Genomic DNA, 7,595 nt, shown 5'->3' with positions numbered 1-7,595 from the left:
TCAAACTCTCCAATAAAGTTAGTTTGTCTAGCATCTAAAAATAAAAATTGACGTTCACGTTGTTTGTTTCGTTCAGTTTTCAAAGAACTTGTCTGTCGCTCATTTGCGACTCCCTTATGTTAACATTTTCATATTTCAATGTCAACCAAGTTTTTTTATTTCTTTTGTCGCTTTCTGCGTTGTTGCTATCGGCGACTTGTCCTATATTACACCTCTATAAGCTAATCGTCAACACCTTTTTATAAAGATATTTAATTTAATATGTTCACACCATTTTATCCCGCTATTTGCGGACAGTAAGACTCCCACCTCAAAGTTCGGCTGAAGCAAAGAAGTTAGTAGTGAGCCTGACGATCATAAATTCCCGATTAGTAAAGGTTACATAAGAACCCACAAAGATTTTACTAAATAGCAATCATTGTCTACCTCTATCTACTAATCTCCCCTAACAAACCTCTCTATTTCAAGAGGATTATCCCCCGTACATTACTGGGTTCCACAAGAAATTCTTTTCTAACAACTTCATTTACTCTCCTTATCTTAATTACAATATCTCTTTCTAACAGTACACACACTCTCCTGAACCATTCATAATAGAATGAACCGACTATAGACTAGACTAGATTCAATTAATATTAAAAATTATGATGAGTAAAGGACCATTCGTAGATTATTTCATAAAACCAGTTGGAGATAGAATAATTGGTTCGTTTACAGATTTCACGATACTTTCACAGAAAACACTTATTGTTTTGATACACGTCAACTATAGACTAGAAAAAGACGCTAAAACATATGAACATGCAAAACGGTCATAGCAGCGTAGCTCGCGAACCTATACGGTCTATAGTAAGAGTGGTGATGGCACACTACAATCTTGCACGTCAGCGATACCAAAAATGGACTTCGCCTTTGGTAGCAAGAATCACACTGATGTTAATCAGGTTGCCCCTTTAGCAGTGGGAGTGTCAATAAATCCAATATTAATAATTGAAATATACTTTACTGAAGAACCACTTCACTAAAGCACGTAAAGTTACAAGCTATACTAGAAATCCGAACCTAGTATGGCAGCTCTTCTTTAAACACATATGTCCAATAGAAAATAAGCGCCTCAATTGATCGAGTATGTCCATTACACCATTCAAGAACGAACGTTCTATTCTCTTGTTATACACCACTACTTCCTTGCATTTAAGTAATCACACTATAATTTTTCACTTACACTTATCTTCTATATAAAAGCTACAAAATTATAAAATTTAAAGAGTTGTATCTTATATCTATAAGTTTTTCCGTTAGAAGAGCAAATAGCATCGCTAACAAAGCATATAGTTTCATTATTTCCAACCAAATTACAAATAGAGTATATAACTACCTACATTTATTCCCGATGAACCCATTCTTCCTCCAACTTATTTATATCAACGTGATAATAGAGACAAATATGCTGTTCAAATAGCAACCAGTGGCCAACTATACTTTAGTTATCTTATTTATAAGGCTACAAAAAAAGATTCTTATCCAACTACTAGAGGAAACAAGTAGAACTTATAAAGAAGCTGAACACTATGTACAAGAGCAGTTCCAATATTACTACTCATAACTGATCTTCCCGATCGAAAATTTTCTTGGGAATTTCGTGTAACAAACTATAAAAAAGATTATAGAGTCTAAACATTAATCCACACATCTTTATCCAAAATGTTATATGCGAAAGTAATACATAAGATTTTCAAGAACTATATTTTGAAATTATCACCGCTCTTCAAAAGCCAGATTCAGAAAAAAAGAACACGCGCTATTATCTTTTTAACTCCACCACTTTCACCATATAACTACTTAAAACAAATAAAGTGAAACTTTAATCAATGGGGGGTGTTGATCCCCCACTGATTATTAGCCTTCACCAATCGGGCGTTTACAGGCAACAGGGCTCCCACCTAACTTCTTTGCTCCAGCTGAATTTTGAGGTGGGAGTTTTACTGCCCGCAAATAGCGTGATAAATGAAACAAATAGCCTGTTACAATGAACTTTTTTTCTTCAAACTTTTTTCATGTACCACTATTCGGGTTCACTTCAATTTAACATGTGGTAGCTTCTTTGCTATTCACGAATTAAAGCCATTATCATACAGTATCATCTCATTTATGTAATTATTCAGTTAATTAGTTTAATTATATATCAATAGGGTGTAGGAGACTGATAAAATCATAGTTAAGAGCGTCTCATAAGACTTGTCTCAAAAATGAAGTGATATTTTGCGAAAAATCGGTTATATACGCGTCAGTTCAACTAGCCAGAATCCTTCAAGGCAATTTCAGCAACTGAACGAAATCGGAATGGATATTATTTTTGAAGAAAAAGTTTCCGGAGCAACAAAAGATCGTGAGCAACTTCAAAAAATGTTAGAGGATATACAAGAAGGTGACATCATTTATGTTACGGACTTAACTCGGATTACTCGTAGTACACAAGATTTATTTGAATTAATCGATAACATACGGAGTAAAAAGGCAAATTTAAAATCCTTAAAAGATACATGGCTAGATTTATCAGAAGATAATCCCTACAGCCAATTCTTAATTACGGTTATGGCGGGTGTAAACCAATTAGAACGTGATCTTATCCGTATGCGGCAGCGTGAAGGAATTGAACTGGCTAAGAAAGAAGGAAAGTTTAAAGGTCGGTTAAAGAAGTACCATAAAAATCATGCAGGAATGAATTATGCAGTAAAGCTTTATAAAGAGGGAGATATGACTGTAAATCAAATTTGTGAAATTACAAATGTGTCTAGGGCCTCATTATATAGAAAGCTATCGGAAAGGAACAGTTGATGAGTTATATCAAAAATCGGAAATATATAATAGAAAATAAATTTCATATAGAGGTGGAATTATATGCCTAAAATTGACAATATGTTAGCAATTCTATGGATGCTTCGTTCAGGTGAAAAAATTACTGCAAAACAAATTTCAGAAAAGTTAGAGATGAATATAAGGACTGTGTATCGTTATATTGATACAATTTCAACAAGTGGCGTACCTATAATTTCAGAACCAGGACATAACGGTGGATACACTTTATTGAACAATTTTATTGAGGCTCCTCTTTTTTTTGATTTTGAGGAGCAAACTTCACTATTTCACGCTGCTGTTTTTGCAGAAGAAGCCGGATATTATGGAGGTGAAGCACTAAATAGGGCCATTTCAAAACTAAGTAAATACTCAAATCAAGAGCAGGAAACAAAGATAAACCAACATTTAACTAGTCTTGAAGTAATAAGTCGATTAAGTTCACTCTCTATAGAACCTTTTTTGAAGGAGTTGGAGCAGGCCGTAGCTGACGGGTACTCAGTAAAAATTCTTTACCATAAAAGTGGCGAAAAGCAATTAAATTATAGATTGGTCGATCCGTACAGAATTATCTATTGGAATAATAAGTGGTATGTGATTGGATTTTGTCATCTTAGGAATGATATCCGTAGTTTTAGAGTAGATCGAATTGAAAGTCTAATGCTAACCGAAAATAAGTTTAACCGGCCAGAAAATTTTTCAGCACGTGACTTTTTTATAAAAAGTCTTCTTCCAACTATAGAAGATAAGGAAGGGATTATTTCTTTGGTTATTCATGGGGATAAAAGTGTATTGGCTGATATTTGCCAACATTGGTTTTTAGGACATTATTTACAAGAACGGACTTCAAATCAAGCAGTTTTTCTTCTTGAAAAAGATATGATACATACATATGTACCTTATTTACTTTTACCGTACAATAAATCTATTAAAGTTATTGAGCCAATAAGTCTTAAGAAAAGACTTATTGAAGTTCTGTCGGAATTAATAAAATTTCATCAAGTATGATAACTTCCCTGACATTAACTGTCAGGGAAGTTATATTATAATAGCTATATCAATTGTGATTGGAGTGTTATTGGATGCAAACAAAAAAAGCTTTTCTATATGTATTTAATACAATGTCGGACTGGGAATATGGATATTTAATTGCTGAACTAAACTCAGGAAGATATTTCAAAAAAGATTTAGCACCTTTAAAAGTAATTACAGTAGGAGCTAATAAAGAAATGATTACTACTATGGGAGGACTGAGCATAAAACCAGATATTTCCCTTGATGAATGTGCTCTTGAGAGTAAAGATCTTTTAATTTTACCAGGAGGGAGTACTTGGAGTGAAGAAATTCATCAACCTATCTTGGAAAGAATTGGCCAAGCTTTAAAGCTTGGCACTATTGTTGCTGCAATTTGTGGTGCAACTGAGGGCCTCGCGAATATGGGATACTTAGATACTAGAAAGCATACAAGTAATAACTTAGAATATACTAAAATGGTATGTCCTAACTATAAAGGAGAAAAGTTCTATGAGTTGGGATCTGCGGTATCTGATGCGAATTTAGTTACTGCATCAGGAATAGCTCCTCTGGAATTTGCAATGGAGGTACTGAAAAAAATAGATGTATTTACACCAGATGCATTACATTCATGGTATAACCTAAATAAGACTCATAAACCTGAATACTTCTTCCAGTTAATGAATTCAATAAATAAATGAAGTAACTGAAAAGCTCAATTTCTCTATTTTGATTTGTGGAGAAGTTGGGCTTTTTAATTTGGAATTTCCTTATCGTTGTAAATCCGCATTTTCCTGACGCTACCCCATGCCCATCAACTTAAGAAATTTTAATACCTTTAAGTACAAAAAAACGTCATCATTTCTAAACAGGCTAGATTAGAAATGATAACGTTTTTTATTGTATGGATACTAATTTATATTAATCTTTCTGATGATGTGATGGTATATCATGCTAATTAATAAAATGAAAAAGAGACATTAACAATACAAGGATCTCTTTAAATTAGAGATTCTGTAACTCAATTAGACCTAATTCTAGATCTAAATCTTTTTGTCTCTTTTTTTTAAAACGTTTTCTGCCTGAAGCCCATATACTTAAGAAACTACATAAACCAACCATTATCATTATCCATGTAGACAAATAATCACCATTAGCTATTAGTTTATTAAAAAAGAAGCCAATAAAACCTATATATGCTACAGGGAGAATTCCACCTAAATAAGGGGTTTTTCGAGATGATAAAAAGATTTGAGTAACTATTATAACAGCAATAACTAGTATTCCAACTACAGGTTTCATAATTAAACATCCCTTTCTTTTTTATATTTTTCTATGATAATTTTAGCGACATCTAAACTAATTCGTTCATCAATAACAAATCCCTTAATCATATTTACAAACTCTACATCGTCTTCTTTACTGTGTACTTCAATCTTTTTTATTAACCTATCTAATTTGGCACGTACTGTTGGATAAGAAACATCATATAAGTTAGACATATTTTTTAAAGAACCAGAATTCAATATAAACTTTCTAATAAATTCTAAAGACTCTTTATCCAATGAGAGAATCCATGAAGGAATTTCTTCTCTTTCCATAAAAAATCACCCCCTTATATCAATAATATTAAATTTATGTTAAATATTATTCAATAAATATTTAAATAAATTAATTTTTTTTAAAAAGCACAGATTAATGGGATATCATATATTTCATAAAAAAAGGAGCTTTTATGCAAATAGAGTATCAAGTTTTGCATTCTTTTAGGGATAGTATCCCACATCCATCAACTCAGGAATATTTACTATACTCAAGTATAAAAAAACGTTATTCTTTCTAAACAAGCTAGATTATTAGAAAGGATGACATTTTTATGAATCTTTCGATTCGAAGCGAGCTACAATTATTTGCTGAAGAATTACATCAACATCTTACCCCATCATTTTTAGAAAAACTTGCTAGAGAACTAACTTTTGTACAACGAAAGCGTAAATTTTCAGGACGTGATTTAGTTAGTCAACGTGTAGCGAGTGATTCCTTAGTTCGACTGTGTAGTCAACTTCATGCTGTTACAGGAACTCTTATGAGTCCAGAAGGACTAAATAAACGCTTCAATAAGAAGGCTGTTTGCTTTTTAAAACATATTTTCTCTATATTATTAAAAAATAAAATTTGTGAAACATCAGTGATTCCAAGCTCTTCAATTACCTATTTCCGACGGATTCGTATTTTAGATGCGACGATTTTTCAAGTGCCAAAACATTTAGCTAGTGTGTATCCTGGATCAGGTGGTTGTGCACAAACAGCAGGTATAAAGATTCAATTAGAATATGATTTACATAGCGGACAGTTTTTAAATTTTCAAGTTGAACCGGGGAAGAACAATGATAAGACCTTTGGAACAGAATGTTTAGCGACATTACGACCTGGCGATCTATGTATTCGGGATTTAGGCTATTATTCACTGGATGATTTAGATCAAATGGACCAACGTGGTGTGTATTATATATCCAGGCTTAAACTAAATAATATGGTGTATATCAAAAATGAGTTTCCCGAATACTTTCGAAATGGGACCGTAAAAAAACAGTCTCAGTACATCAAAGTTGATTTAGAACACATTATGAATACCTTAAAACCAGGACAGGTTTATGAAATAACAGATGCTTATATCGGAAAAGATAAAAAAATATTTACACGAGTTATTATATATCGATTAACTGAAAAACAACTTCGAGAGCGTAAGAAAAAACAATTGTATACGGAAAGTAAAAAGGGTATTACGTACTCAGAGAAAAGCAAACGATTAATTGGTATGAACATTTATGTTACCAATACACCTTTGGAATGGGTTCCGATGGAACAAATACATGATTTTTATTCCCTCCGCTGGCAGATTGAAATTATCTTTAAAACTTGGAAATCCTTATTTCAAATTCATGATTGGCACAATATCAAACGAGAGCGATTAGAATGCCACATTTATGGAAAACTCATCGCTATTTTTCTATGTTCTTCTACTATGTTTAAGATGCGACAATTAATTTTAAGAAAGAAGAAAAGAGAATTAAGCGAATATAAAGCCATTGGAATGATTCAAGACCATCTATACATTCTTTATCAAGCTATACAGCAAAACACCCGAGAAATAACAAAAATTTTAATCCGCCTGTTCCATCTTCTACAGAAGAATGGACGGAAATCTCACAGATATGAGAAGAAAACTGTCTTTGATATTATGGGTGTTGCCTATGAGTATAATGGATTGAGAAAACAAAAGAAAATTGCATAATTAAAAAATTAAAACCCGTTAGGGTTTATTTGGTATACGCATTTTTAAGAATATACTTTTATTTTAAGAATGTTTTAACCCGGCTGAACAAAAGTTCAATTTGTTTACACTCTTAAGTTGATGGGCATGTGACGCTACCCCTATTACAAATAAACAATATGCTTACTTGCTCATGAACGTTTTGAGCTTATCGATGTAAGAAACAAAGTGAAGCCTATATAAATACACTTACCTTTAAACAAATAAGCTTGTTATCAATAGGTTTCTTGAACCATAGATAACAAGCTTATTTCATTAAACACAAAAAAGACGAGTCATTCTGACTCGTCTTAAAGTTGCTTGGCGACGTCCTACTCTCACAGGGACAAGGTCCCAACTACCATCGGCGCTAGAGAGCTTAACTTCCGTGTTCGGTATGGGAACGGGTGTG

At 32.8% G+C, this 7,595-nt stretch carries 6 protein-coding genes and 1 rRNA gene; 4 read left to right on the top strand and 3 right to left on the bottom strand.

Annotated elements, in window-relative coordinates; translation table 11 throughout:
* Nucleotides 1-2,262: 2,262 nt before the first annotated feature.
* From CQ058_RS30320 to CQ058_RS30310, 3 genes are all read left to right on the top strand, one after another.
* A complete protein-coding gene (locus CQ058_RS30320) occupies nt 2,263-2,838 on the top strand; it encodes a recombinase family protein (protein WP_033728358.1) in 576 nt (191 codons plus the stop codon).
* Nucleotides 2,839-2,901: 63 nt separating this feature from the next.
* Nucleotides 2,902-3,864, top strand: coding sequence for a helix-turn-helix transcriptional regulator (locus tag CQ058_RS30315; protein ID WP_002191756.1), 963 nt, complete (start codon nt 2,902-2,904; stop codon nt 3,862-3,864).
* 74 nt (nt 3,865-3,938) lie between these two features.
* The gene (locus CQ058_RS30310; protein ID WP_002191755.1) at nt 3,939-4,571 is read left to right on the top strand and encodes a type 1 glutamine amidotransferase family protein; all 633 of its coding nucleotides are present in this window, start codon (nt 3,939-3,941) and stop codon (nt 4,569-4,571) included.
* 304 nt (nt 4,572-4,875) lie between these two features.
* Here CQ058_RS30310 and CQ058_RS30305 read toward each other — a convergent pair whose 3' ends face one another.
* Nucleotides 4,876-5,172 carry a hypothetical protein gene (locus CQ058_RS30305; RefSeq protein ID WP_002191753.1) on the bottom strand — a complete coding sequence of 99 codons (297 nt, stop codon included), beginning with the start codon at nt 5,170-5,172 and terminating at the stop codon, nt 4,876-4,878.
* A gap of 2 nt (nt 5,173-5,174) precedes the next feature.
* The gene (locus tag CQ058_RS30300; RefSeq protein WP_000439057.1) at nt 5,175-5,471 is read right to left on the bottom strand and encodes a DUF2089 family protein; all 297 of its coding nucleotides are present in this window, start codon (nt 5,469-5,471) and stop codon (nt 5,175-5,177) included.
* Nucleotides 5,472-5,746: 275 nt separating this feature from the next.
* Between CQ058_RS30300 and CQ058_RS30295 the strand changes: the two genes are divergently transcribed.
* Nucleotides 5,747-7,165, top strand: a complete 1,419-nt coding sequence (locus CQ058_RS30295; RefSeq protein ID WP_105590213.1) for an IS4 family transposase — start codon at nt 5,747-5,749, stop codon at nt 7,163-7,165.
* A 337-nt stretch (nt 7,166-7,502) separates the two neighbouring features.
* Here CQ058_RS30295 and rrf read toward each other — a convergent pair.
* Nucleotides 7,503-7,595 (bottom strand): 5S ribosomal RNA (rrf, locus tag CQ058_RS30290); the annotation flags it as partial.

It is taken from the genome of Bacillus sp. MYb56 (assembly GCF_002976445.1).
Classification (GTDB): domain Bacteria; phylum Bacillota; class Bacilli; order Bacillales; family Bacillaceae_G; genus Bacillus_A; species Bacillus_A mycoides.
Note: the sequence above shows the minus strand (reverse complement) of the source record. Positions and strands in the feature narration are given on the sequence as shown.

Coding starts and splice junctions, on each gene's coding strand:
- CQ058_RS30315 (WP_002191756.1), top strand. CDS start 2,902: ATGCCTAAAATTGACAATATGTTAGCAATTCTATGGATGCTTCGTTCA.
- CQ058_RS30310 (WP_002191755.1), top strand. CDS start 3,939: ATGCAAACAAAAAAAGCTTTTCTATATGTATTTAATACAATGTCGGAC.
- CQ058_RS30305 (WP_002191753.1), bottom strand. CDS start 5,172: ATGAAACCTGTAGTTGGAATACTAGTTATTGCTGTTATAATAGTTACT.
- CQ058_RS30300 (WP_000439057.1), bottom strand. CDS start 5,471: ATGGAAAGAGAAGAAATTCCTTCATGGATTCTCTCATTGGATAAAGAG.
- CQ058_RS30295 (WP_105590213.1), top strand. CDS start 5,747: ATGAATCTTTCGATTCGAAGCGAGCTACAATTATTTGCTGAAGAATTA.